The 25,440-nt window shown below is 62.9% G+C and carries 24 protein-coding genes; 8 read left to right on the top strand and 16 right to left on the bottom strand.

What is annotated here, in order from left to right:
• Nucleotides 1–26 precede the first annotated feature (26 nt).
• The 3 genes from F3H35_RS05215 (at nucleotide 27) to F3H35_RS05205 (ending at nucleotide 1,973) form a co-directional block, all read left to right on the top strand.
• A complete protein-coding gene (locus F3H35_RS05215) occupies nucleotides 27–509 on the top strand; it encodes a YbaK/EbsC family protein (RefSeq protein ID WP_149778566.1) in 483 nt (160 codons plus the stop codon).
• Nucleotides 510–625: 116 nt separating this feature from the next.
• Complete coding sequence (locus tag F3H35_RS05210) at nucleotides 626–1,075, top strand: RDD family protein (RefSeq protein WP_149778565.1); 450 nt, start codon at nucleotides 626–628, stop codon at nucleotides 1,073–1,075.
• Nucleotides 1,076–1,148: 73 nt separating this feature from the next.
• Nucleotides 1,149–1,973, top strand: a complete 825-nt coding sequence (locus F3H35_RS05205) for an arginyltransferase (protein ID WP_149778564.1) — start codon at nucleotides 1,149–1,151, stop codon at nucleotides 1,971–1,973.
• Between the two features lie 10 nt (nucleotides 1,974–1,983).
• Here F3H35_RS05205 and F3H35_RS05200 read toward each other — a convergent pair whose 3' ends face one another.
• A complete protein-coding gene (locus F3H35_RS05200; RefSeq protein WP_149778563.1) occupies nucleotides 1,984–3,354 on the bottom strand; it encodes a sodium:solute symporter family transporter in 1,371 nt (456 codons plus the stop codon).
• A gap of 121 nt (nucleotides 3,355–3,475) precedes the next feature.
• Nucleotides 3,476–4,255 carry an SDR family oxidoreductase gene (locus F3H35_RS05195; RefSeq protein ID WP_149778562.1) on the bottom strand — a complete coding sequence of 260 codons (780 nt, stop codon included), beginning with the start codon at nucleotides 4,253–4,255 and terminating at the stop codon, nucleotides 3,476–3,478.
• Between the two features lie 165 nt (nucleotides 4,256–4,420).
• On the opposite strand from F3H35_RS05195, the gene F3H35_RS05190 reads away from it, so the two are divergent.
• The 5 genes from F3H35_RS05190 to F3H35_RS05170 all read left to right on the top strand — a co-directional run bounded on the left by F3H35_RS05190 (nucleotide 4,421) and on the right by F3H35_RS05170 (nucleotide 11,009).
• Nucleotides 4,421–5,434 carry a Hint domain-containing protein gene (locus F3H35_RS05190; protein ID WP_149778561.1) on the top strand — a complete coding sequence of 338 codons (1,014 nt, stop codon included), beginning with the start codon at nucleotides 4,421–4,423 and terminating at the stop codon, nucleotides 5,432–5,434.
• A gap of 67 nt (nucleotides 5,435–5,501) precedes the next feature.
• A complete protein-coding gene (locus F3H35_RS05185) occupies nucleotides 5,502–7,109 on the top strand; it encodes a peptide chain release factor 3 (RefSeq protein WP_149778560.1) in 1,608 nt (535 codons plus the stop codon).
• 176 nt (nucleotides 7,110–7,285) lie between these two features.
• On the top strand, nucleotides 7,286–8,215 hold the full coding sequence (locus F3H35_RS05180) for a VPLPA-CTERM sorting domain-containing protein (protein ID WP_149778559.1): 930 nt from the start codon (nucleotides 7,286–7,288) through the stop codon (nucleotides 8,213–8,215).
• Nucleotides 8,216–8,318: 103 nt separating this feature from the next.
• Nucleotides 8,319–9,278 carry a glycosyltransferase family 2 protein gene (locus tag F3H35_RS05175; protein WP_149778558.1) on the top strand — a complete coding sequence of 320 codons (960 nt, stop codon included), beginning with the start codon at nucleotides 8,319–8,321 and terminating at the stop codon, nucleotides 9,276–9,278.
• A 195-nt stretch (nucleotides 9,279–9,473) separates the two neighbouring features.
• A complete protein-coding gene (locus tag F3H35_RS05170) occupies nucleotides 9,474–11,009 on the top strand; it encodes a DEAD/DEAH box helicase (protein ID WP_149778557.1) in 1,536 nt (511 codons plus the stop codon).
• A 168-nt stretch (nucleotides 11,010–11,177) separates the two neighbouring features.
• On the opposite strand, the gene F3H35_RS05165 is transcribed toward F3H35_RS05170, so the two are convergent.
• From F3H35_RS05165 to F3H35_RS05100, 14 genes are all read right to left on the bottom strand, one after another.
• Entirely contained in the window at nucleotides 11,178–12,848 is a 1,671-nt protein-coding gene (locus tag F3H35_RS05165; RefSeq protein WP_149778556.1) for a ribonuclease J, read from the bottom strand.
• Nucleotides 12,845–13,624, bottom strand: coding sequence for a type III pantothenate kinase (locus tag F3H35_RS05160; RefSeq protein WP_149778555.1), 780 nt, complete (start codon nucleotides 13,622–13,624; stop codon nucleotides 12,845–12,847). The genes F3H35_RS05165 and F3H35_RS05160 overlap by 4 nt, the downstream gene beginning before the upstream one ends.
• 11 nt (nucleotides 13,625–13,635) lie before the next feature.
• Nucleotides 13,636–14,406 carry a biotin--[acetyl-CoA-carboxylase] ligase gene (locus F3H35_RS05155; RefSeq protein ID WP_188129869.1) on the bottom strand — a complete coding sequence of 257 codons (771 nt, stop codon included), beginning with the start codon at nucleotides 14,404–14,406 and terminating at the stop codon, nucleotides 13,636–13,638.
• Between the two features lie 90 nt (nucleotides 14,407–14,496).
• Nucleotides 14,497–15,930, bottom strand: coding sequence for an NADH-quinone oxidoreductase subunit NuoN (gene nuoN / locus F3H35_RS05150; RefSeq protein ID WP_149778554.1), 1,434 nt, complete (start codon nucleotides 15,928–15,930; stop codon nucleotides 14,497–14,499).
• A 15-nt stretch (nucleotides 15,931–15,945) separates the two neighbouring features.
• Nucleotides 15,946–17,493: an NADH-quinone oxidoreductase subunit M gene (locus F3H35_RS05145; RefSeq protein ID WP_149778553.1), complete on the bottom strand. Its 1,548-nt coding sequence runs from the start codon at nucleotides 17,491–17,493 to the stop codon at nucleotides 15,946–15,948.
• Complete coding sequence (gene nuoL / locus F3H35_RS05140; RefSeq protein WP_149778552.1) at nucleotides 17,493–19,565, bottom strand: NADH-quinone oxidoreductase subunit L; 2,073 nt, start codon at nucleotides 19,563–19,565, stop codon at nucleotides 17,493–17,495. The genes F3H35_RS05145 and nuoL overlap by 1 nt, the downstream gene beginning before the upstream one ends.
• Before the next feature lie 4 nt (nucleotides 19,566–19,569).
• On the bottom strand, nucleotides 19,570–19,875 hold the full coding sequence (gene nuoK / locus F3H35_RS05135) for an NADH-quinone oxidoreductase subunit NuoK (RefSeq protein WP_007814905.1): 306 nt from the start codon (nucleotides 19,873–19,875) through the stop codon (nucleotides 19,570–19,572).
• 114 nt (nucleotides 19,876–19,989) lie between these two features.
• Nucleotides 19,990–20,592 carry an NADH-quinone oxidoreductase subunit J gene (locus tag F3H35_RS05130; protein WP_394852307.1) on the bottom strand — a complete coding sequence of 201 codons (603 nt, stop codon included), beginning with the start codon at nucleotides 20,590–20,592 and terminating at the stop codon, nucleotides 19,990–19,992.
• 2 nt (nucleotides 20,593–20,594) lie between these two features.
• The gene (locus F3H35_RS05125) at nucleotides 20,595–21,008 is read right to left on the bottom strand and encodes a carboxymuconolactone decarboxylase family protein (protein ID WP_149778550.1); all 414 of its coding nucleotides are present in this window, start codon (nucleotides 21,006–21,008) and stop codon (nucleotides 20,595–20,597) included.
• Nucleotides 21,005–21,499, bottom strand: a complete 495-nt coding sequence (gene nuoI, locus F3H35_RS05120; protein WP_007814898.1) for an NADH-quinone oxidoreductase subunit NuoI — start codon at nucleotides 21,497–21,499, stop codon at nucleotides 21,005–21,007. Before nuoI ends, F3H35_RS05125 begins: the two co-directional genes overlap by 4 nt.
• Before the next feature lie 3 nt (nucleotides 21,500–21,502).
• Complete coding sequence (gene nuoH, locus F3H35_RS05115) at nucleotides 21,503–22,540, bottom strand: NADH-quinone oxidoreductase subunit NuoH (protein WP_149778549.1); 1,038 nt, start codon at nucleotides 22,538–22,540, stop codon at nucleotides 21,503–21,505.
• A 7-nt stretch (nucleotides 22,541–22,547) separates the two neighbouring features.
• Nucleotides 22,548–22,949: a hypothetical protein gene (locus F3H35_RS05110; protein WP_149778799.1), complete on the bottom strand. Its 402-nt coding sequence runs from the start codon at nucleotides 22,947–22,949 to the stop codon at nucleotides 22,548–22,550.
• Nucleotides 22,949–24,937, bottom strand: coding sequence for an NADH-quinone oxidoreductase subunit NuoG (nuoG, locus tag F3H35_RS05105; RefSeq protein WP_149778548.1), 1,989 nt, complete (start codon nucleotides 24,935–24,937; stop codon nucleotides 22,949–22,951). The genes F3H35_RS05110 and nuoG overlap by 1 nt, the downstream gene beginning before the upstream one ends.
• A gap of 6 nt (nucleotides 24,938–24,943) precedes the next feature.
• The gene (locus F3H35_RS05100) at nucleotides 24,944–25,357 is read right to left on the bottom strand and encodes a DUF5333 domain-containing protein (RefSeq protein ID WP_149778547.1); all 414 of its coding nucleotides are present in this window, start codon (nucleotides 25,355–25,357) and stop codon (nucleotides 24,944–24,946) included.
• Nucleotides 25,358–25,440 lie beyond the last annotated feature (83 nt).

Here is a 25,440-nt window from a genome sequence, read left to right as displayed (position 1 = left end):
GTGCCCCGAAAAACAGGACACCCCACATGAGCAAAAGCCTCAAACGCGTGACCCAGGCCCTGCTGGACGCCGGCTGCACCGCCCTGCCCGTCGAAGTGGGTCAGGCCACCACCGCGCAGATGGCCGCCGATCTGGTGGGCTGCGCGCTCGACCAGATCGCCAAGTCGATCATCTTTCGTGGCGAGATGTCGGGCGAGGCGGTGCTCTTCATCACCGCCGGCGGCAATCAGGTCGAGGCCGACCGCGCCTCGACCCTTGCGGGCGAGCCTCTGGGCAAGGCCGATGCCGGGCTGATCCGGGCTCAGACCGGCTTCGCCATCGGCGGCGTATCGCCCGTGGGCCACCTGACACCGCCACGCGCCTTTTTCGATCCGCGCCTCGACGATTTCGAACAGGTCTGGGCCGCCGCCGGCACACCGCGCCACGTGTTCCGAATAGCCCCTGCCGAATTGCTGCGCATCTCGGGCGCGCAGCGCGCGGCCTTCACGACCTCTGCGGCACCGTTCTAGGCCGCCAGCGCCACGGGGGCGATCAACGCCATCGCCGCCTTTCACCACAAAACCCGGGCGCTTTCGGCGTCGCGGGTCTTCCGCAGGGGCACCCCACGCCTTATATCCCCGCCATCATGACCGAGTATTCCTGGCATATCCCCGACCCCGTCACGCAGCCCGAGTTTTATCGGGATGTGCCCCTCAAGCGCCTGATTGCCTGGATCGTGGACACGATCCTGATCCTGTTGATCTGCCTTGCGATTCTGCCCTTCACCGCCTTCACCGGCCTGCTGTTCTTTCCGGCGCTGCTGCTGTTCGTCGGCTTCGGCTACCGCGTGGTGACCATCGCGCGTGGATCGGCGACATGGGGCATGCGGCTGGTGGCGATCGAATTTCGCACGCTGGATGGTCGGCGATTCGACCTGACACTCGCTTTCCTGCACACGCTTGGCCTAACATTCTCCTTCGCCCTGCCGTTTCTTCAGGTGATTTCCGTGGTGCTCATGCTGACCACAGCACGCGCTCAGGGCCTGACAGATCACGTGCTCGGCACGGTCGCCCTGAACCGTCGCGCCACAAATTGACAACTCGTCTTTACCCCCTTGGCGCAAGCTATCGGGCTTGATACCGTGCCCTCCGGAAGGATAGACACCCGCGATGCGCCATACGCTGCCGATAGCGCCCCAATTCTACGTGACGGCCCCGCAGCCCTGCCCCTATCTCGAGGGGCGGATGGAACGCAAATTGTTCACCGCACTGCAAGGCGAAGGCGCTCAACGGCTCAATGACAGCCTGTCGAAACAGGGGTTTCGTCGCTCGCAGAACGTGCTCTACCGGCCCGCCTGCGCGGAATGCTCCGCCTGCCTCTCGGCACGGGTGAACGTGGCCGATTTCTCCATGTCGCGCAGCCAGCGCCGCACCTGGAATCGCAATGCCGGGCTCGAACGCCGCGCCACCTCGCCCTGGGCCACCGAAGAACAGTACAATCTCTTTCGCCGCTATCTCGAACACCGGCACGCCGATGGCGGCATGGCCGATATGGACACGTTCGAATTCGCCGCCATGATCGAGGAAACGCCGATCCGGACCCGTGTCGTGGAGTATACCGACACCGAAACCGGCGATCTGGTGGCCGTCTGCCTGACCGACGTGCTCGATGACGGGGTCAGCATGGTCTATTCCTTTTACGACCCCTCGCGCCCGCGCGCGAGCCTCGGCACCTATCTCATCCTCGATCATATCGAGATTGCCCGCGAAAACGGCCTGCCCCATGTCTATCTCGGCTATTGGGTGCCCGGCAGCCCCAAGATGGGCTACAAGGCCGCCTTCACCGGGCTCGAGATCTATGTGAACGGCGCGTGGGAGCGGATGCGCTCGCCCGAAGAATACAGCGCGCAACTCCACCCTCTCTCGAACGATCCGATCTCCGAACAGGTGGCCAATATCTCGCTGCCCGACGGCAAGCCGCTGCGCGCGCGCTGATCGCTGCGGATCAGGCGCGCCGCCGCATCCCCGCCAGCACGGCGGCGAACCCCACCAGCAGAACCGCGACGCAGATCACCAGAAGCTGCTCGTATTTATGCGCCTCAGGCAGCAGCGCCGCCACCAGCGCGGTCTCGCGCGCGAAATAGGCCAGCGCCCCCAGCATCGCCGCCGCAAAAGCGGCCAGATACGCCCAAAGCGCCACATCCCGGCCCATCACCAGCCCGACCACCAGAACCGGCGTCAGGAACATGCTCGCCGTGCCGCTCACCGCGACCGCATCGAACAGCGTCTGGTTGCCCCACAGCGTCAGCACCGTGCCCAGCGCCATGAACACCACCATCGCCAGACGCCCCCCGGTCAGGCTGCGTGGCACGAGCCGCAGCTCATCCACCACCAGCCGCGCCGCCGAGGCCAGCGCCGAATCGAGCGTGCTCAGCGCACTGATCAGCAGCGACACCAGCAGCGCGCCGAACACCCAAGGCGGGAACATGCCCGCCCATGTCCCCAACAGCTCGCCCTCATATGCCGCGCCCACCAGCCCCGCCTGCACCCCGAAAAGGCCAAACGCGATGATGCAGAGCGACGAGATCCAGAACGCATGCAGGAACGACGCCCGCGTCGTGGCCCGGTCCGCAATAAAGCCGCGATCCATCATCACCGGATCATGCGCCGGATAGGAAAACACCTGCAAAAACGCCACCAGCAGCAGAACCTGCCCGTTCCACGCCCCCGCCGTGCCGGGTGCCGTCAGCACCGCGCCCAGATCGAACTCGGGACTGGTCAGCAGCGCCACGAAGGCCGCCGCGAAAACCCCAAGAAACACGATCATCTGCAACACATCCGTGCGCAGCGACGCGCTCAAGCCCCCCCATGCGCTATAGGCCAGCCCCAGCACCGCCACCGCAAGGATCGCCAGCGTGTCGGCCCCCGCCGATGCGGGCAGCGCGGCGCCAAAGATCAGCCCCACCACCAGCAGGTTGGCAAACACCTCCGACAAGAGCCGCAGCGCGATCACCAGATTGTAGCACCCCGTGCCCGCCGCCCCGAAACGCGCCTCCAGCCAGTCCTGCACCGACCCCGCGCCGCCCTCGCGCAAGCGGCCCACGATGAACCCGCCCGTCAGGAACGACCCGTAATAGGCCGCATAGGCAAGAACGCCCCAGATGCCATAGAAATAGCCAAGGATCGCGGCATTCATCAGCGACCGGGCGAAAATCCATGTGGTGACCTGACTGAGCACCAGGGTCCACAGCCCCGGCGCGCGCCCCTCGACACTGGTGCCTCCGAAAAACCCCTCGATCGTGGCGCGGCGCGGCGCCACCACGAGGCTGGCGAGGATAACACCGCCGAACACGGCGATCACTGTCAGTGTCTGCATGAAAACGGGCCCTTTGATCCTGATATGTCACAGGGGTATCCCGCGCCCGCCGCCCGCGCCAGCCGCCGCAAGCTGCGAAAACGCAAACGTGAACCCCGGTGACGCGGCGCGCGCACCGGTGTTAAAGCGTGGCGTTCACCCCGCCGCCATCCAGCAGGATGTTCTGCCCGATGATGAACCCCGCATGCTGGCTGCACAGGAACGCACAGGCCGCGCCGAACTCTTCCTTGGTGCCATAGCGCCCCACAGGCAGCGTGGCCGCGCGCTTCGCGCGCGCCTCCTCAAGGCTCAGCCCCTCTCGTTCGGCCACACCGCGATCCAGCGCATCGGCCCGGTCCGTGGCATGAATGCCCGGCAACAGGTTGTTGATCGTGACCCCCTTGCCCGCTACCTGCCGCGCGGTGCCGGCCACATAACCCGTAAGGCCCGCGCGCGCCGAATTCGACAGGCCCAGCACCGCGATGGGCGCCTTCACCGATTGCGAGGTGATGTTGACCACCCGGCCCCAGCCGCGCTCCATCATGCCCGGCACCAGCGCCTTGATCAGCGCGATCGGCGTCAGCATGTTGGCATCCAGCGCCTTGATGAAATCCTCGCGCTCCCAGTCGGTCCACATGCCCGGCGGTGGCCCCCCGGCGTTGTTCACCAGAATATCCGCCGCTCCCGCCGCCTCGATCACCTGCGCCTGACCCTCCTCGGTGGTCACATCGCAGGCCACCGTGGTGACCTGCACGCCAAATTCGTCGCGGATCGCCTGCGCCTCTGCCTCCAGCGCCTCGGCGCCGCGCGCGTTCATCACCAGATCCACACCCGCCTCGGCCAGCGCCCTTGCGCATCCCAGCCCAAGCCCTTTCGACGACGCGCAGACCAGCGCGCGCTTGCCCTTCAGCCCAAGGTCCATGTCGATCCTCCCGATATAATGCCGTTATTCTCCGGCCGCCTGCATAGCACCGCGCGCCCCGCATTGACCAGCCACACGTCAGGGCGTTGACCCCACGCCCCCATCAGCCTATTTTCAACGCCTCAGCGGCCGCGCAAAACCGGGCGCCTCACCAGTACGATCATCATGTCCAACAGTTCCCTGAAGCCCGCGCAATCCATCCCCGTCTACAAGGCCCGCGACTTCACCGTCGTCAACGGGGCCAATCTGGGTGATCCGATCTCCTTCGCGGCCGAGCTCGATCTCGACGACACCTATGAGCTGAACAAGACCGCGCAGCCCTACCGCCTGTCGGTGCTGGCCCATGACGATGGCCGCTTCACCATCGCCGAGAACACCACCACCGGACAGCCCGGCGCGCCGCTGCATCTTGATTCCTGTCTCACGCTGATGTCCGCCTCGGGCCAGACCAGCGAACTGCTGGTGCTGGTGGAAACCGACGATGCCGGCAATGTCGCGGGCGTCTATGCACTGCCTCTGGCGCAACTGACCCCGCGCACCGGCTATGCGCTCGTGGGCATCGACCGCGACAACCCGCGCCAGAAATTCGCCGAAGTGGCCTGCGTGTCCTTCTCGCGTGGCACCCATATCACGCTGGCCTCGGGCCGCCAGGCCCCGATCGAGACGCTCAAGGTGGGCGACATGGTCCTCACCCGCGACGACGGCCCCCAAGCGGTGCGCTGGATCGGGCATTCGACCGTGCGCGCCGTGGGCGACTTCGCCCCGATCCGCATCAAGGCGGGCACGCTGCACAACGAAAACGACCTCCTGCTCAGCCCCGATCACCGCCTGTTCATCTACCAGCGCTCCGACGCTCTCGGCGCGGGCCGGGCCGAATTGCTGGTGCGGGCGCGCTATCTGGTCAATGGCGACACCGTGGTGCACGAAGACGGCGGCTTCATCGACTATTTCCAGCTGCTCTTCGACGAGCATCAGATCATCTATGCCGAAGGCATCGCTGCCGAAACCCTGCTGGTCGATACCCGAACCCGCCCGGCCCTGCCCGACGATCTGTGCGAGGCTCTGGCCAATTCGCTCACCGGCCACGGTCCGCGCGCCCATCTCGACTTCGAGGTGAGCGAGAAACTTCTCGACCATCCCGACGCCGCCGCCATCCTGCGCCGCGCCTCCACGCGCTGATCCTTCGGCTCTTACGCGCGGCACTGGCGTATTGCACCGCCTCCCGCGCGCCTCTATATGCGCATCCATGCTGGACATGACCCCCAACCGCCCCGATCTGCCGCCCGAAATCGCGCGGCGCCGCACCTTCGCGATCATCTCGCATCCCGATGCGGGCAAGACGACCCTGACCGAGAAATTCCTGCTCTATGGCGGTGCGATCCAGATGGCCGGGCAAGTGCGCGCCAAGGGCGAGGCCCGCCGCACGCGCTCGGATTTCATGCAGATGGAAAAGGACCGGGGCATTTCCGTTTCGGCCTCGGCCATGTCCTTCGATTTCAGCGGCTTCCGCTTCAATCTGGTGGACACGCCCGGTCACTCGGATTTCTCCGAAGACACCTATCGCACGCTCACCGCGGTGGATGCCGCCGTCATGGTGATCGACGGCGCCAAGGGCGTCGAAAGCCAGACGCGCAAGCTTTTCGAAGTGTGCCGCCTGCGCGATCTGCCGATCCTGACCTTCTGCAACAAGATGGACCGCGAAAGCCGCGAGACCTTCGACATCATCGACGAAATTCAGGAAAACCTCGCCATCGACGTGACCCCAGCCTCGTGGCCGATCGGCAAGGGCCGCGATTTCATCGGCTGTTACGACATGCTCAACGACCGGCTGGAACTGATGGACCGCGCCGACCGCAACAAGGTGGCCGAAAGCATCAAGATCAACGGTCTGGACGATCCCGCCCTGGCCAAGCATGTGCCCGCCGACCTGATCGGCCAGCTGCGCGAAGAGGTCGAGATGGCCCGCGAACTGCTGCCCGCCCTCGACCCGCAATCGGTGCTCGAAGGGCATATGACCCCGATCTGGTTCGGCTCCGCGATCAACTCCTTCGGCGTCAAGGAACTGATGGACGGGATCGGCACCTATGGCCCCGAACCACAGCCGCAATCCGCCGAACCGCGCCAGATCGCCCCCGAGGAAACCAACGTCACCGGCTTCGTCTTCAAGGTTCAGGCCAATATGGACCCCAAGCACCGTGACCGCGTCGCCTTTGTCCGCCTTGCCTCGGGCCATTTCCGGCGCGGCATGAAACTGACCCATGTGCGCTCGAAAAAGCCGATGACCGTATCGGCCCCGGTGCTGTTTCTCGCCTCCGACCGCGAACTGGCCGAAGAGGCATGGGCAGGCGATATCATCGGCATTCCCAACCACGGCCAATTGCGCATCGGCGACACCCTGACCGAAGGCGAAAGCCTCCGCGTCACCGGGATTCCGTCCTTTGCGCCGGAACTCCTGCAGACCTGCCGCGCGGGCGACCCGATGAAGGCCAAGCATCTTGAAAAGGCCCTCATGCAATTCGCCGAGGAAGGCGCCGCCAAGGTGTTCAAACCCTCCTTCGGCTCGGGCTTTATCGTCGGTGTGGTGGGCGCGCTGCAATTCGAGGTTCTGGGCAGCCGGATCGAGCTTGAATACGGCCTGCCCGTGCGCTTCGAGCCGTCGCAATTCACCTCCGCCCGGTGGGTCGCAGGCCCGCGCGACAAGGTCGACGCCTTCGCCGCCGCCAACAAGAGACATATCGCCCACGATCATGACGGCGACATCGTTTACCTCACGCGCCTGCAATGGGACATCGACCGCATCGAACGCGATCACCCCGACGTTAAACTGCAGGCAACCAAGGAAATGATGGCCTGACTTCAGCCGATCGCACCGCGGCTTGCGCATCGCGAAACGCGACCGGCAGGGCGCATCGCTGATCTCGATGACGACAGTTTGAAACTGCGACAGCGATCTCGCGACTTGCGTGATCCGCGAATCGCTGTAAGCTTAAGGTGCATTTTTAACGATTACACTTTTAGGGAGTACGCGTAATGAGTATCCACTCTATTGTCTCATCCGGCGTTATCGCCACGATCCTTTCCACCACAGCAGCCCTTGCAACCACGGTCAGCACCGCCACGGTGACATCCGCCAATCAAGGATGCTGCGATCCCGTCACCATCACGACCGATACGCAAACCGTGTCCGATGGCACCGCGACGGCAACGCTCGGCGCCAGCAGCGCCATCCAGAACGCCGACGGCACATCCGCGGTCAGCGCGGTGATCGATCCCTTCAGCCGCAACAGCGGCTCCACGCGGGTCACCTCCGAAGCACAGCTCGATTTCAGCGAAACCAACGCCACCAACGGCACCCGGACCTATACGCTCGACTTCACCCTGTCGGGCCTGTCCACCGAAATCTCGACCAGCCGCCAATACGGCGCGAACCTGACAAACCCCTTCGCCAACCCGGATCCCGGCGTTGTCGACACCGAAAGCGCCTATACCGCCGCGTCCTTCGAATACGCGATCCAGATCAACGGCACCGAAATCTTCAACGCCCGTGCCGACGTGCTGGGGCTGGCCACCTTCAACGCCTCCTTCGATCTGGTCCAGACCTACATCTTCGACAACGTCCAGAACTTCACCCCCTCGATCACCCCGCTCGGCCTCGGCGGCGGCTTCATCGAAGCCTTCGAATTCTCGGTCGATGATTTATCCGGCAGCATCGCCCTCGGGGATTTCGGCGCCGGCGAAACATTCGACATCACCTCGACCCTGACCGCCCGCGCCTTTGCCACGAATTTCGAAGGTGAAAACGCCGTGGGCGCCTTCGTGCAGGACCCGATCACGATCTCCAGCTTCGGCCTGAGGTCCCAACCCACCGTTTCGGCCCCGATCCCGCTTCCCGCCGCAGGCTGGCTCCTGCTCGGCGCGCTTGGCGGGCTGGCCGCAATGAAACGGCGCAAGACCGTCTGAGAACCCAAGCTGGACTCTTGCGTCAAAGCCCCCGGCCCCCCGGGGGCTTTCATTTTGCATTCAGCACCTTGCGCCCCGCCCCGCCCCGCCGCATCCTGTCGCCATGAGCACGCCCACATGGGGCCTTGTCGCAACGATCAAGGCCGACACCACCGCGATCCTGAATTTCGCCGCCCATCATCTCGATCTGGGCGCGCACCGTGTGCATGTCTATCTCGACGCCCCCGCCCCCGACGCCTTCGCCGCCCTCAAGGCGCATCCCAAATGCCGCGTGACGCTCTGCGACGCCACCTATTGGGACCGTCGCGGCAAGCGCCCCGACACCCATCAGCCGCGCCAGTCGATCAACGCCACCCATTGCCTGCAAAAGCGCCCTCAGGTCGACTGGCTCGCCCATATCGACGTGGACGAGTTCCTCTGGCCCTCCCGCCCCCTGCCGTCGCAACTCGCCGCCCTGCCGCCCGACGCGATCAGCGCCCGCATCCGCCCGCTCGAGGCGATGGCCCCCGATCCCTCCGATCCGCCGCCGCCCGGTGTCACCTGGTTCAAGGCCTGCGCGCCCTTCCCCGGTCAGCGCCGCAACGAAACGGCCGAGATCTATCCCACCTATGGCCCGCATCTGAACGGCGGCTTTCTCAGCCATGTGGCGGGCAAGATCTTCGTGCGCACCGACCGCCCCGATCTGAGCCTGCGTATCCACAACGCCTTCATCGACGGCGACAAGGACCCATCGCCCGCCACGCTCGACGAGACCGAGCTGTGCCACCTCCACGCCCCCGACTGGGACCGCTGGCGCGAGGCCTACCGCTTCCGGCTGGCGCAAGGCTCCTATCGCGCAGGGCTCAAACCGCCCCCCGCCTCCGGCCCCGAGGCGCTCACCATGAACGCGCTCTTTTCGCTTCTGGAAGAGGACCGGGGCGAGGCCGCCCTTGCCGATTTCTTCGCCGAGGTCTGCATCGCCACCCCAGATCTGCGCGCCCGGCTCGACGCATACGGCCATCTGCGCCGCATCGCGCTCGATCTTGACGCCAAACGCGCCCGCCATTTTCCCGACCACGGGTGACTGTTGCTATTTCGGCAACGATACCCATGTTCAAGGGCAGATTATCACCTAAATGACCGGCTCCATTGACCATACCCCCCAATATCCGGTAAACGCCGCTTCAAGGGTCACTGACGTGATGCGCCACGGGACCAGACGGGTCCGACCCTGACATGACGTGCGGGCCAGGATAGTGTCCGCAAACCACGGACACACATGACAAAATTTTCCGATCTCAATCTGAACCCCAAAGTCCTTAAAGCCGTCGAAGAAGCAGGCTACACAGATCCGACGCCCATTCAGGCCGGCGCGATCCCCCCTGCCCTCGAAGGCCGTGACATCCTCGGCATCGCCCAGACGGGCACCGGCAAGACCGCCAGCTTCACCCTGCCCATGCTATCGCTGCTGGCGCGGGGCCGGGCACGGGCGCGCATGCCGCGCAGCCTTGTGCTCTGCCCGACGCGGGAACTGGCCGCACAGGTGGCCGAAAACTTCGACACCTATTCCAAGAACCTCAAGCTGACCAAGGCGCTGCTCATCGGCGGTGTCAGCTTCAAGGAACAGGACAAGCTGATCGACAAGGGCGTGGATGTTCTGATCTGCACCCCCGGTCGCCTGCTCGATCATTTCGAACGCGGCAAGCTCTTGCTGACCGGCGTTCAGATCATGGTCGTGGACGAGGCCGACCGCATGCTGGACATGGGCTTCATCCCCGATATCGAACGCATCTTCAGCCTGACGCCCTTCACCCGGCAAACCTTCTTCTTCTCGGCCACCATGGCGCCCGAGATCGAACGCATCACCAATACCTTCCTGCAAAACCCGGTGCGGATCGAAGTGGCGCGTCAGGCCACCGCCTCCGAGACGATCGAACAGGGCGTGGTCATGTTCAAGCCCTCGCGCCGCGAACGGGCCGACTCTGAAAAGCGCGACATCCTGCGCGCGCTCATCGACGCCGAGGGCGAGGCCTGCACCAACGCCATCGTCTTCTGCAACCGCAAGGTCGATGTGGATATCGTCTCCAAGTCGCTCAAGAAACACGGCTACGACGCCGCCCCGATCCATGGCGATCTCGATCAGTCGCAGCGCACCCGCACCCTTGACGGCTTCCGCGCGGGCGACCTGAAAATTCTCGTGGCCTCCGACGTGGCCGCGCGCGGGCTCGATGTGCCCTCGGTCAGCCACGTGTTCAACTACGACGTGCCCGGCCATGCCGAAGACTATGTGCACCGCATCGGTCGCACCGGCCGCGCCGGCCGGTCCGGCAAGGCGATGATGATCTCCGGTCCGCGCGACGAAAAGAACCTCGATGCGATCGAACGGCTGATCCAGAAACAGATCCCCCGGCTCGAAAACCCCGTTGCCGGCACCTCGCCCAGCGACGAGGACAGCGCCGCATCCCCCGATGCACGGCCCGAGGCCAAGTCCGACGACAAGCCCGCCCGCAGAAGCCGGAGCCGCACCTCGCGCTCCAAATCCGACAAGACCGACAAGGCACCTGCCCCGCAGGCCGACGTCGCCGAGGCGCCGCAGCAGCCTGAACCGGTTCAGGCCGCGCCCGAGCGCCCCTCCGAGCCGCGCCGCGACGACAGATCGCAAGACAGCGCGCGCTCCGGCTCTCGCCGCGGTGGCGGCGGCGGCAGCGGTGGTGGTCGTGGCAGGTCCGGCGGCGGCGGCAACGCGGTTGTCGGCATGGGCGATCACATGCCCAGCTTCATCGCTCTCAGCTTCGAGGAACGCCGCACCGATTGAGGCGCGCAGCTTCGCGCAGACTCAAGACACCGAATTGAAAAAACCTGCCTCCACCCCTCGGGCCAAGGCAGGTTTTTTTGGTGTTTGCGTACAAGATGGACACAATTTCCGGGATTGAAGCCCGGTTTCGTCCTGAACGCGCGTAGGTTTCGTACGGATCGTACGCCGCTACTCGGCCAAACGGCTGATCACCACGGTCACTTCCGGGCGCTTGCCGATCTCGTTCTGCGCCGATTGCCGCGCGATCTTGCGCAGCGCGTCTTCCAGCTTCTCGTCATCCGTCAGAACCTTCGCCCCGGCGCGTCCGAGAAACTGGCCAAGATCCTCTTCGAGCACATCCACAAGCGGCGCGCGGCTGTTGCCCGTCTCCGGCAAACCCTTGATTTCACACCAAGGTTCGCCCAACGGCTCATCCTCTTCATCAAGGATCACATTGACCGTGACATGCCCGTTCAGCGCCATGCGGATACGATCCCGCACGATCCCATCCAGCGCCCCGATCTTGACCGAGCCATCCAGATAGGTCCGGCCCGTCTCGACATAGTCGCAGATTTCCGCGCGGTTCCCCGTCAGGTCCACCATCGTTCCATTCACAGCAAGAACGCCCTGCATCCTCTTGGAATTGGCCAATTTTACGTGCTCGCGCAAATGCCGGTGCTCGCCATGCATCGGCACCACGATCTGTGGTTGCAGCAAGTCGTGCAGCTTTTCGAGGTCCGGTCGGTTGGCATGACCCGAGACGTGATACTTGCCGTCTGAGTCGTCCACAACATCGACGCCCATCTCACTGAATTGGTTCATGATTTTGATGACGCCGCGTTCATTTCCGGGGATCGTCTTGGATGAAAACAGGAACATGTCGCCCTCTTTCATCGACAGCCCCAGATAATTCCCCTGTGCCAGCTGCGCACTCGCCGCGCGCCGCTCACCCTGACTGCCGGTGACGATCAGCATCAGGTTTTCGCGCGGAATATCCTTTGCTTCTTCGGGACTTACGGTTTTCGGGAACGAGGTCAGAACCCCCGTTTCCACAGACGCCTCGATCATCCGCCGCATCGCGCGCCCCAAAAGACAGACCGAGCGTCCCGCCCGATCCGCCGCCTCGGCCAGCGTCTTGAGCCGTGCCACGTTGCTGGCAAAGGTGGTGGCCACCACCATCCCCTTGGCGCCCGCGATCAGGGCCTGGATATCCTCGGCCAGACTACTTTCAGAACGGCCCGCATGTGTATTGAAAACATTGGTAGAATCGCACATCAGCGCCTTGACGCCGGGCTTGGCCAGACTGGCCCAAAGCTCAGGATCGAACGGCTCGCCCACCACGGGGTTGGCGTCGATCTTGAAATCCCCCGAATGCACCACGCGGCCCTTGGGCGTGTCGATGACCAGCCCGGAACTCTCTGGAATCGAATGAGAAATCGGCACGAACCCCACCGTGAACGGTCCTACCTTGGTTACCTCGGGCCAGGGTGACACGACCCGCACGGCCTTTTCGGAATAGCCGAACTCTTCCATCTTGCGTCGCGCGATATTGGCCGTGAACGCCCGTGCATAGACCGGCGCGCCCAACTGCTCGTAAAAATGCGCCACCGCACCCACGTGATCTTCGTGCGCATGGGTGATGAAGACCGCCTCCAGCTGTTCACGTCGGTCCGCAAGCCATTGAATATCCGGGAAAATAAGGTCGACACCCGGCGAGCTGTCCATGTCCGGAAAGGTCACCCCCAGATCGACGAGGATCAACCTCTCCTTACCCTTCGGCCCATAGCCGTAAACATAGGCGTTCATGCCGATTTCGCCGGCCCCGCCAAGGGGCATGTAGATCAGTCTATCGCTGCTCATGAGGTTTGTGCCTTCTTGTTGTAATCATGAATCACGGTCAGCCCGTGCATTGTCAAATCGTCTTCGATCGCGTCGAACAGCATGTCGCCCTGCGCGAAAAGCGAGGCCAGACCGCCCGTGCCGATGATCCGCATCGGGCGATCATACTCGGCCCTGATGCGCTCGCACACACCATTGACCAGCCCCACATAGCCCCAGAACACACCCGACTGCATACAGGCTACCGTATTGGTTCCAATGACTTTTTGAGGCTTGGTCACGTCCACATGCGGCAAGGCCGCCGCCGCCATGTGCAGCGCCTCGAGGCTCAGGTTCACGCCCGGCGCGATCACACCACCCACATAGGCGCCATCCTGCGCCACCACGTCAAAGGTGGTCGCGGTGCCGAAATCCACCACGATCAGATCGCCGCCATGCCGCTCATAGGCCCCTTCCGAATTCACCAGCCGGTCCGGCCCCACCTGCGTGCCCGGATCGACCCGTGGCGGATGCGGCAACAGGCATTCGGGCTTGCCCACCACCAGCGGCCGGCATCCAAAGAACCGATCGGCAAAGACCCGCAGGTTGAACACAACCCGCGGCACCGTCGACGAGATGATCACATCGGTGATGTTCGCCTCGATCCCGTAATGCTTCACGAGTGTTGAAAACCAAGTGAAATAAGCATCTGCCGTGCGCGCATGATGTGTCGAGGTGCGCAATGTGCACAAGAAGGACCTGCCGTCCCAGATCGAAAACACGGTATTCGTATTGCCGCAGTCAATGGCCAGAAGCATTTGGCGCTCCTTCAGAAAAACACTTCGGCCGCCGGAATGGCGTGCCGGGTTTGCGGCGTAGTTAGAACAAGATTGCCCGCCTCGTCCACCGTCTCGAAAATACCGGTGATCGCATCGCGGCTGGTACGCGCGGTGATCGTCTGCCCGAGTTTCGCCGCCCGCGCCAGCCATTCCCTGCGGATGGGCGCGAAACCATAGGTCGTGAATTTCGCCTCGTACCGGGCATAGGCGGGCGCCAGAAGGTCCAGAAACTCTTCTGGAGTGACCGTTACACCGGCCTCGGACAAAAGCGACACAGGCCGCAGCGCCCCCTCTTCGAGCATGTCGCGGCCCGGCGCCTGCGCAAGGTTCACACCGATGCCGATTGCGAAATACGACAACCCCTCGCGGGTGCCGGCACTTTCCAGCAGGATCCCCGCCAGCTTCCCACCATTCAGAAGCACGTCATTGGGCCATTTGAGGCTCAGCCCGCCGCTCCGCCCGGTCGCGGCTACGAAGGCATCGAACAAGGCCAGAGATGCCACGAAGGACCGCAGCGCCACCTGATCGGGGCTTTCCGTTGGCCGCATGACCAGCGTGGCGGCGAAATTGCCTGCAGGATGCGTCCAAACGCGCCCCCGCCGCCCGCGTGCGGCGGTCTGGTTGAGGGCAAGTATCCATTCCGGACCGGACAGGCCGGGGGCAAGCCGCGCCGCTTCGGCATTGGTGCTGTCCACTTCAGCCAGCACCCGTCGCCCCACGCCCATGGGCCAGGTCGTGTCACCGCGCACCGCCCCCATCATGGACCCACCGCTACCGCAGGACAGCGGCCATCCCAAACGAAGTGACGCGCCATTGGCGCGTCACGGTCAAGGTTTCGTGGGTGAACGCGGTCAGTTGACAAGGGTCGCTGCCGCCGCCTGAGCCATAGCTTCGATCCCGAACATGTTGATAATGCCCAACAACATCAACGCCGCCGAGACCATCAAGAAGCTCCATTGCACAGGCGACCGCGCCGTTTCGAGAGGTTCCCGCTCTTCCCCGAAATACATGAAATACACGATCCGCAGGTAGTAGAACGCACCGATCACGCTGGCGATGACCCCGGCAATGGCCAACCAGGCCAGACCGCCCTCATAGGCCGCGCGCAGCACATAGAGCTTGCCGAAAAAGCCCAAGAGCGGCGGCACACCTGCCAGGCTGAAGAGCAGGATCAGCATGGCCAGCGCACGGCCCGGATGGGCGCGGGAATACATGTTGAGGCTTGCGATCTCGGTGATCGGCTGGCCATCACGCTCCATCGACAGGATGAAGGCGAAGGTGCCGATGTTCATCGTCACGTAGATCGCCATGTAGATCAGCATGGACTGCACGCCAAAGGCCGTCCCTGCGGCAAGCCCCATCAAGGCATAGCCCATATGCGCAATCGAGGAATAGGCCATCAGCCGCTTGATATCGGTCTGGCCGATCGCAGCCACCGCACCGAGGAACATCGACAACAGCGCCAGCACCGCAAGCACCTGCTGCCAGTCGCCGACCACATTGCCGAATGCATCATGCACCACCCGGGCAAAAAGGGCCATTGCCGCCACTTTGGGTGCCGTGGCGAAGAAGGCGGTGATCGGCGTCGGCGCGCCCTCATATACATCCGGTGTCCACATGTGGAACGGCACCGCCGAAACCTTGAAGGCAAGACCCGCCAGCACCAGCACCAGACCAATCAGCAGCCCAACGGGCGCCTGACCGTCCGCCGCTACGATGATGCCGGAAAACAGCGTCGTGCCCGCGTAGCCATAGGTCAAGGATGCCCCATAAAGCAGCAACCCCGAACTCAGCGCGCCGAGAACGAAATACTTCAGACCGGCTTCGGTCGATTTCGCACTGTCACGGCGCAGCGAAGCCACGACATAAAGCGCCAGAGACTGCAGCTCCAGCCCCATGTAAAGCGCCATCAGATCGCCCGCGCTGACCATCAGCATCATGCCGACCGCGCAAAGCGCGATGAGCACCGGATACTCGAACCGCAGGATCTTGCGGCGCATCATGTATTCCTGTCCCATCACCATGACGGCGGCCGTGCTGAGCAGGATCGTCACCTTGGCAAAGCGCGAAAAGGCATCATCGTTGAACATGCCTCCAAACGCCGTGCGCGTGCCCTGCCCCGTCGTGCCGATCCACAGCGCCATCACGGTGAACAGCGCGGCGGTCAGCCACAACAGCATCCCGGCCATACGGTCGCGGCCCGTATAGGCCGTGAACAGCAGCGCGGCGATCGCATAGACCGAGATCACGATCTCGGGCAGGATAACATTCAGATCAGCCTGCATGTCTCAGGGCCTCCGTTAGTGCTGCGCCGCGGCCACCTGGTTGGCGCCATGCGCCTCGACCAGAGCCGTGTCGTAATTTGAAATCAGGGCTTCCACCGAGGGTCCGATGATATCGGTCACAAGGCTGGGATAGACGCCCAGAAGCAGGGTCATCACCACAAGCGGCGCAAAGATCGCCCGCTCGCGCCCGGTCATGTCGTTGATCGACTTCAGGCTTTCCTTGATCAGATCGCCCAGCATCACGCGCCGGTAAAGCCAGAGCGCATAGGCCGCACTCAGGATCACGCCTGTCGCCGCAACCAGTGCCACCCATGTATTGACCTGGAAGACACCGACCAGCGTCAGGAACTCGCCGATGAAACCGCTGGTGCCGGGCAGGCCCACATTCGCCATGGTGAACAGCAGGAAAATGAGCGCATAGGCCGGCATCCGGTTCACAAGCCCGCCATAGGCGTCGATCTCGCGGGTGTGCATCCGGTCATAGATCACGCCGACAATCAGGAACAGCGCACCCGAGATGAAGCCGTGGCTGATCATCTGGAAGATCGCACCATCGATCCCCTGCTGATTGACCGAGAAGATCCCCATCGTGACATATCCCATATGCGCGACCGAGGAATAGGCGATGAGCTTCTTCATGTCCTCCTGCGCCAGCGCCACCAGCGAGGTATAGACGATGGCGATGGCCGACATCCACAAAATGAGCGGCGTCAGCAACTCGGCCCCGACCGGGAACATCGGCAGGCTGAAGCGCAAGAAACCGTAGCCACCCATCTTAAGCAAGATCGCCGCCAGAACGACCGACCCCGCGGTGGGCGCCTGCACATGCGCATCCGGCAGCCAGGTATGCACCGGCCACATCGGCATCTTGACCGCGAAGCTGGCGAAGAACGCGATGAACATCAGCGTCTGCATACCCCCCACGATATGAATGCCCAGAACCGAGAAGCTTTCAGAGCCGAACTGGTGGTTCATCAGGTCCACGATATCCGTGGTACCCGCATCCGAGAACATCGCCACCATCGCGATCAGCATCAGAACCGAGCCGAGGAAGGTGTAGAGGAAGAACTTGAACGAGGCATAGACCCGTTCTTTGCCGCCCCAGATGCCGATGATGAGGAACATCGGAATGAGTCCTGCCTCGAAGAACAGGTAGAACAGCACCAGATCCAGCGCCATGAACACGCCGAGCATGAGCGTTTCAAGAAGCAGGAAGGCGATCATGTATTCCTTGACCCGCTTCGTCACGTTCCAGGACGCAGCGATCGTGATCGGCATGATGAAGGTGGTCAGCATGACGAACAGCACGCTGATCCCATCCACACCCATCTTGTATTGCAGGCCCAGAAGCCACTCACGCTCTTCCACCATCTGGAAGCCGGTATCATTGGGATCGAACCCGGTCAGGATGAAGATCGACACGAGGAATGTCAGCGACGTGGCGCTCAGGGCCACCCATTTGGCGCTGCGCTGTGCCGCGGCGTCCTCGCCCCGCAGGAAGATCGCAAGGATCGCTGCGGCGATGGCGGGAATGAAGGTTGTGATGGACAGAAGGTTATCCATTATTCAGCCCCCCCGATGAAGCTCATCCAGGTGACAAGCACCGCGATCCCGATCACCATCGCGAAGGCGTAGGTGAAGATATAGCCAGACTGCGCGCGCCCTGCGAGGCGGGTGAAGAAGGGGATGATCCCCATCGCCACGCCGTTGATCGACCCGTCGATCACATCGCCGTCGCCTCTCTTCCAAAGCATCTGGCCAAGCGCTTTTGCCGGGCGGACGAAGATAAAGTCGTAGATCTCGTCGAAATACCACTTGTTCAGCAGGAACAGGTAGAGCGGGCGCTGGTTCTCGGCCAGACGGCGCGGCATGGCCGGATCCCAGATGTAGAACCAGATCGCCACGGTCAGACCGATCAGCATAGCCACGAAGGGCGACAGCTTGACCCATGTCGGCACGTAATGCGCCTCATGCAGGATCGTGTTCTCAGGAGCGATATAGATCGCCGCCTCGCCGGGTCCGCTTTCCATGACATAATGCAGCTCCGAGGCTTTCGGGCTGCGTTCCGCCACCGCCTCGACCAATTCATGGGCCGGCTCGCCATAGGTGCCGCCGAAGAACTTCACCACCTCGTTGGTCTTGCCAAAGAAGCTGCCATACCAGATCGCGCCCGCGAACACCGCGCCAAGCGCCAGAACGCCAAGCGGGATCAACATCACCTTGGGGCTTTCATGCGCATGGTCATGCGTGTGCTTGTCGCCACGCGGCGTGCCCCAGAAGGTCAGGAACATCAACCGCCAGCTGTAGAAGCTGGTGAACAGCGCCGCGATGACCAGCATCCAGAACGCATAGCCCATCGGCCCTGCGGCATAGGCGGATTCGATCACCGCATCCTTCGACGCAAAGCCAGCAAAGCCGATCCAGCCGGTAAGCGGGATACCCACCCCGGTGATGGCCAGCGTACCGATCAGCATGGCCCAGAACGTATAGGGCATCTTCTTGCGCAGGCCGCCATAGTTGCGCATGTCCTGCTCGTGATGCATCCCATGGATGACCGAGCCCGCGCCCAGAAACAGCATCGCCTTGAAGAAGGCATGGGTGAAGAGGTGGAACATCGCGACCGAATAAACGCCGACACCCGCCGCCACGAACATGTAGCCAAGCTGCGAGCAGGTCGAATAGGCGATCACGCGCTTGATGTCGTTCTGCACAAGCCCGACGGTGGCCGCGAAGAATGCGGTGGTGGCGCCAAGGAACGTGACGAAAGCCATCGCTTCGGGCGCGAATTCCATGATCGGCGACATTCGGCAGACAAGAAACACCCCTGCCGTCACCATGGTGGCCGCGTGAATGAGCGCCGACACCGGGGTCGGGCCTTCCATCGCATCCGGCAGCCATGTGTGCAGGATCAGCTGCGCCGATTTGCCCATCGCGCCGATGAACAGAAGGAAGGCCACCAGATTGGCCGCGTTCCATTCCGTCCACAGGAAGGTCAGTTGCGTCTCGGCCAGCTCAGGGGCGGCCGCGAAGATATCCTCGAACCGGATCGAGTCGGTCAGGAAATAGAGCGCCATGATCCCCAGGATGAAGCCGAAATCGCCAACCCGGTTGACCACGAAGGCCTTGATCGCCGCGGCATTGGCGCTTGGCTTGCGATAGTAAAAGCCGATCAGCAGATACGACGCCAGGCCCACACCTTCCCAGCCGAAGAACATCTGCGCCAGGTTGTCCGCTGTCACCAGCATCAGCATCGCGAAAGTGAAGAGCGACAGATAGGCGAAGAACCGCGGGCGATAGGTCTCGCCTTCGCGGAAATTCTCGTCATGCGCCATGTAGCCCATGGAATAAAGATGCACGAGCGCCGAGACGGTCGTGATGACGATCAGCATGATCGCGGTCAGACGGTCCAGCCGGATCGCCCAGGAGGAATTCAGCGTGCCGGATTCGATCCAGTCTAGGATATGCACGATCTCGGTCTGGCCGTCATGGCCCAGAAAGACGATCCAGGACAGAAGGCAAGACAGGAACAACAGGCCCGTCGCGACCCATTGTGCGCCCTGATCTCCGATGATCCGCCAGCCGAAGCCTGCGATGATGGCCCCGATGAGAGGCGCAAAGAGAATGGTCAGTTCCATCGGGTCAGCCCTTCATCACGTTGACGTCTTCCACGGCGATGGTGCCGCGGTTCCGGAAGAAGCAAACAAGGATCGCAAGGCCGATCGCGGCCTCGGCGGCGGCGACCGTGAGCACGAAGAGCGTGAACACCTGCCCCACCAGATCCCCCAGATGCGCCGAAAAGGCGACCAGGTTGATATTCACCGCCAGCAGCATCAGCTCGATCGACATCAACAGGATGATCACGTTCTTCCGGTTCAGGAATAAGCCGAATATCCCGATGACGAACAGCGCCGCCGCAACCGTCAGGTAATGTTCCAGTCCAATCATTCGTGTCCCTCCGGGCCGTGCCCGTCCGTCTTTTCGTTGTTGCGCCCCAAAGCCCTGCTTCGGGGTATATCTGTCATCTGTCCGGTCGCGCCGCGCGCGGCCCCGTTCAGCCGGTCAGAGCCCCTGCCCCGGCTTCACATCCTTGAGTTCCATCGCCTTGGCCGGATCGCGATACATCTGCGCCAGAACATCCTGCCGCTTGATGTCCGTGCGATGCCGCAGCGTCAGAACGATCGCGCCGATCATCGCCACCAGCAGGATCAGCCCCGATGTCTGGAACAGCAGGAAATACTTGTCGTAAAGCAGCATGCCCAAAGCGGCGGTATTCTCGACCCCGTCCGGAGTGACCGCCGCGCGCGCGGCTTCGGCGCCTTCCGACATCTGCCAGTTGCCGAAGGCCAGCCCGAACTGCATCAGCAGGATCACCCCGATCAGCAGCGCCAGCGGCATGTAGCGCGCCATCTCGGCCTTGAGGGCGGCGAAATCCACGTCCAGCATCATCACGACGAACAGGAACAGCACCGCCACGGCGCCGACATAGACGATGATCAGCAGCATCGCCACGAATTCCGCCCCCAGCAGAACGAACAGCCCCGCCGAGCTGATGAAGGCAAGGATCAGCCACAGCACCGAGTGCACCGGGTTTCGGCTGATCACCGTGAACAGCCCCCCGGCCAGCGCCGAGATCGCGAACAGGTAGAATGACATCACCGTCATGCTCATGAGTCGGTATCCTTTTCCTCGCTCTCGTCCAGAACCTCGCGGGCGAAATCCATCGCCCGGTTCATGGAGGGGATGCCCGCGAACACCGCCATTTGGGCGATGGTCTCGGCTATCTCGTCTTTGGTGGCGCCCGCTTCCATCGCGTGACGCACGGTCATGCGAATCTGCGTGTCGTTCTGTGCCCCCAGCATGGTCAGCCCCGCCAGCGTCAGCAGCAACCGGGTCTTGGCATCCAGCCCCTTGGCGCTGACGCCCTTGCCGAAGGTCATCTCCATGAGCTCCTTCGGCATGGTCGGCCACAGCTTTTCCATTCCCTTGGGCGAGAACGACTCGAGCGCCGGATTCATGGCCTTCGCCATCTCCTGCGCCTGCGCCATGATCGCCTCGAAAGGGTTCTTGGGGTCGGTCATCTGTAGGGTGCGTCCAGTTCAAGGTTGCGGGCGATTTCGGCTTCCCAACGATCCCCGTTCTCAAGCAGCTTCTGCTTGTCATAGAACAGCTCTTCGCGGGTCTCGGTGGCGAATTCGAAATTCGGCCCTTCGACGATTGCATCCACCGGGCAGGCCTCCTGGCAGAAGCCGCAATAAATGCATTTCGTCATGTCGATGTCATAGCGCGTGGTGCGGCGACTGCCGTCATCGCGGGGCTCGGCATCGATCGTGATCGCCTGCGCCGGGCAGATCGCCTCGCACAGCTTGCACGCGATGCAGCGTTCCTCGCCATTGGGATAGCGGCGCAGCGCATGTTCCCCGCGAAACCGCGGGCTGAGCGGGCCTTTCTCATGTGGATAGTTCAGCGTCGCCTTGGGCGCGAAGAAATACTTCAGGCCCAGACGGAACCCCACGAGGAAATCCTTGAGCAGGAAATAGCCCGCCGCACGTCCGTAATCGATATTCGCCATGGCTCAGCCTCCAATCGCCCAACGGGCCCAGAACCCGCCGAGCACTTCGAATTTCGCAAGAAACGACACGATGACCACCCAGGCCAGCGACATCGGCAGAAAGACTTTCCAGCCGATCCGCATCAACTGATCATAGCGGTAGCGCGGCGTGATCGCCTTGACCATCGCGAAGAGGAAGAAGAAGAACGCCATCTTCGCGATCATCCACAGCACCCCGTCAGGCAGACCCGGAATGGGCGACAGCCAGCCCCCGAAGAACAGCAGCGAGGTCAACGCGCACATCAGGAAGATCGCGATATATTCGCCTGCCATGAACAACAGGAACGGCGTGCTGGAATATTCCACCTGATACCCCGCCACCAGTTCGGATTCCGCTTCGGGCAGATCGAAAGGCGGGCGGTTCGTTTCGGCCAGCGCCGAAATGAAGAACAGGAACACCATCGGCAGATGCGGCAACCAGTACCAGCCGAAGAAGCCATAGGCCGTATCCTGCGCCGCAACGATCGCGCCGAAATTCATCGAGCCGGTCGAGATGATGACGCCGATGATGATGAGGCCGATCGACACCTCATAGGAAATCATCTGCGCCGCAGACCGCAGGCTTCCGAGGAACGGATATTTCGAGTTCGAGGCCCATCCGCCCATGATGACGCCGTACACCTCGAGCGAGGATACCGCGAAGACGAACAGGATGGCCACGTTGATATCGCTCAGCACCCAACCCTCGTTCAGCGGAATCACCGCCCAGGCAAGCACGGCAAGAACGAAACTGGTAAGCGGTGCCAGCATGAACACCGTCTTGTCGGCCCCCGCAGGCACGACCACCTCTTTCACGACATATTTCAGCGCGTCCGCCACCGTTTGCAGAAGGCCGAAAGCCCCCACCACGTTCGGTCCCCTGCGCATTTGCACCGCCGCCCAGATCTTGCGGTCCCCATACACAAGAAACAGCAGCGAGATCATGACAAAGCCGACTACGGCAAGGCATTGCGCCACGATCAGAACCGCGATCCCGAAAGGGGTTGTCAAGAATTCAGCCATCAGGTCCTCACACCATCGGTATTCCGTTTTCCGCACAGTCGGCGGCGACGACTTCGGCGTCGATTGTCTTCAGCCCTCGGGGCAGGGCCGGCGAGATCGTATAAACCGCATCGCCGCGCCAGATACCACCCGCCAGATCCACATTCGTTCGCAGATGCCGGGCAAAACCATAGCCCCGGATCAGCGTGTATTGCGCGGCGGCGCATTCCGCATAGCGGCTCACGTCCTCACGGTCGCGTGCGCCTACCATACGGACCTGGAAATTCACCAGGTCATCGCCCAGAAACCGGGTCTCCACGCCCTGATAGACGGGCTTGAACTCCACCGTCTGAGGCGCGGTCGACTCGCACCCGGACACCGCGCCTGCCAATAGCAGCGCCAGCGGCGATATGAGCGCCGCGCGCGCCATCACTCGGCGGCCACCGGCGTGTCGCGCCGCGCCTTGGCGTTGGCACTCAGCTCGGCCATCAACTCGCTTGCGCGCGCAATCGGGTTGGTCAGGTAGAAGTCCCGGATCGGCAGCCGGAAATCCGCGTCGCCCAGTTTGCCCTTGGGCAGCGGGGTCCAGTCGGTGTCGATCACCTTATCAACCTTCTTGAGATACGGCACCTCGGCCACCAGCGCCTGACGCAGTTGCACCAGGGAGTCAAAGGGCAACACATTGCCCATCTCACCCGACAGCGCCCTCAGGATCGCCCAGTTTTCCTTGGCCTCGCCCGGCGGGAAGCCCGCGCGCAGCGCCAGTTGCGGCCGACCTTCGGTGTTGACGAACAGCCCCTGCTCCTCGGTATAGGCTGCCCCCGGCAGGATCACATCGGCGCGATGCGCACCCCTGTCCCCGTGGCTGCCCTGATAGATCACGAACGGCCCCTCATGTATGTCGAGCTCATCCGCGCCGAGGTTGTAGATCACCTCCGCCCCGTCGACGGCAGCGGCAAGCCCGCCTTGCGTCGTGCAGCCCGCATCCATCGCGCCGACGCGACCGGCGGCCGTGTGCAGAACCAGCATTCGCCCCGAGATCGCTTGCGCCTCGGCCAGAACCGCCTCGCCATCCGCCTCGTTCAAGGCCCCCTGCCCGACGATGACGATCGCATCGCCGGATACTTTCAGCTTGGATAGCGCATCCCGGCCCGTGCCGGCATGGCTGTACTCATAGGTCAGGTCGACAGCAGGTCCGACCAGTGTCACGTTTGCACCATTGATCCACGCCTTGCGAATCCGCGCATTCAGCACCGGGGCCTCAACCGCCGGGTTGGTGCCGATCAGCACGACCTCCTTCGCGGTATCCAGCTCTTCGATCGCCACATTGCCGACATAGCCCGAGCGATTGCCCGCCGGAAGCTTGGCACCATCGGTCCGACACTCCACCTGACCGCCCAGACCCTCGATCATCTGCCGCAGCGCAAAGGCCGCCTCGACCGACACAAGATCACCGACCAGCCCGGCCACCTTGCCCGCGTCCTTGAGCGCCGCAGCCGCCTTGCCAAGCGCTTCAGGCCAGGTGGCAGGGCGCAGCTTGCCATTCTCGCGGATATAGGGCCGGTCCAGCCGTTGACGGCGCAGCCCGTCCCATACGAACCGGGTCTTGTCGGAAATCCATTCCTCGTTCACGCCATCATGGTTGCGCGGCAGGATGCGCATCACTTCGCGCCCCTTGGTGTCCACCCGGATGTTCGATCCAAGCGCATCCATCACGTCGATCGTCTCGGTCTTGGTCAGCTCCCAGGGCCGCGCGGTGAAGGCATAGGGCTTCGAGACAAGCGCCCCCACCGGGCACAGATCGATGATGTTGCCCTGCAGGTTGCTGTCCAGCGTCTCGCCCAGATAGCTGGTGATCTCGGCATCCTCGCCGCGTCCGGTCTGACCCATCTGGTTGATCCCCGCCACCTCGGTGGTGAAGCGCACACAACGGGTGCAGGAAATGCAGCGCGTCATATGGGTTTCGACCAGTGGCCCAAGATCCAGATCCTCACTCGCGCGCTTGGGTTCGCGGTAGCGGCTGAAATCCACGCCATAGGCCATCGCCTGATCCTGCAGGTCGCATTCGCCGCCCTGATCGCAGATCGGACAATCCAGGGGATGGTTGATGAGCAGAAACTCCATCACCCCCTCGCGGGCCTTCTTGACCATCGGCGAGTTGGTCTTGACCACCGGCGGCTGCCCCTCGGGACCGGGGCGCAGATCGCGCACCTGCATCGCACAAGAGGCTGCGGGCTTGGGCGGGCCGCCCACGACTTCGACAAGGCACATCCGGCAGTTGCCCGCGATCGACAGCCGCTCGTGATAGCAAAACCGCGGGATTTCGATCCCGGCCTGCTCACACGCCTGGATCAGCGTCATCGCGCCGTCCACTTCCACTTCCTGATCGTCGATGATGATCTTGCGCAGGTCAGACATGATTTCTCACTTCGTTCTCAGCAACAGGCCGATCTGGCTCTGCTTTTGGATTTCGGCGCGGCCAAGGGCACACAGGCTGGCAGGGTCTCGATTGCTGGCCCCATGCGCCTGGAAATAGGCATTGCGCCGCTCGCGCATCTTCGCCTTTTCCGCGTCGTTGTTGATGTAGGCGTCGATCTCGGCGTCCGAGTATCCTTTCTCGGCGGCCTTCTGCTTGAGCGATACAAGATAGGAGCGCGCATCGAACAACCGCGCCGAGATGTCCGAGCATTCACGGCGGATCTTGTCGGCCACGGCAATGACCAGAAGGCCGGCGTTGATGTCCTTTTCCTTCGACAGTCCGATTTCAGCCGAGGCCTGCGCGGTGGCGGCGCTGGCCACCAGCATGAGCGCCAGAGCAGATGATTTCACAAGACGCATGGGGTAACTCCTTTCAGCGACAGAGCGGGACGACGTTGTGCCGCCCCATCTGCCCTGCAGATGGGCGTTCCGTGGGGCGCTAT

The organism is Roseovarius litoreus, assembly GCF_900142765.1.
Lineage (GTDB): Bacteria > Pseudomonadota > Alphaproteobacteria > Rhodobacterales > Rhodobacteraceae > Roseovarius > Roseovarius litoreus.
The sequence above is the reverse complement of the archived record's forward strand: the minus strand, read 5'-3'. Positions and strand labels throughout refer to the sequence as shown.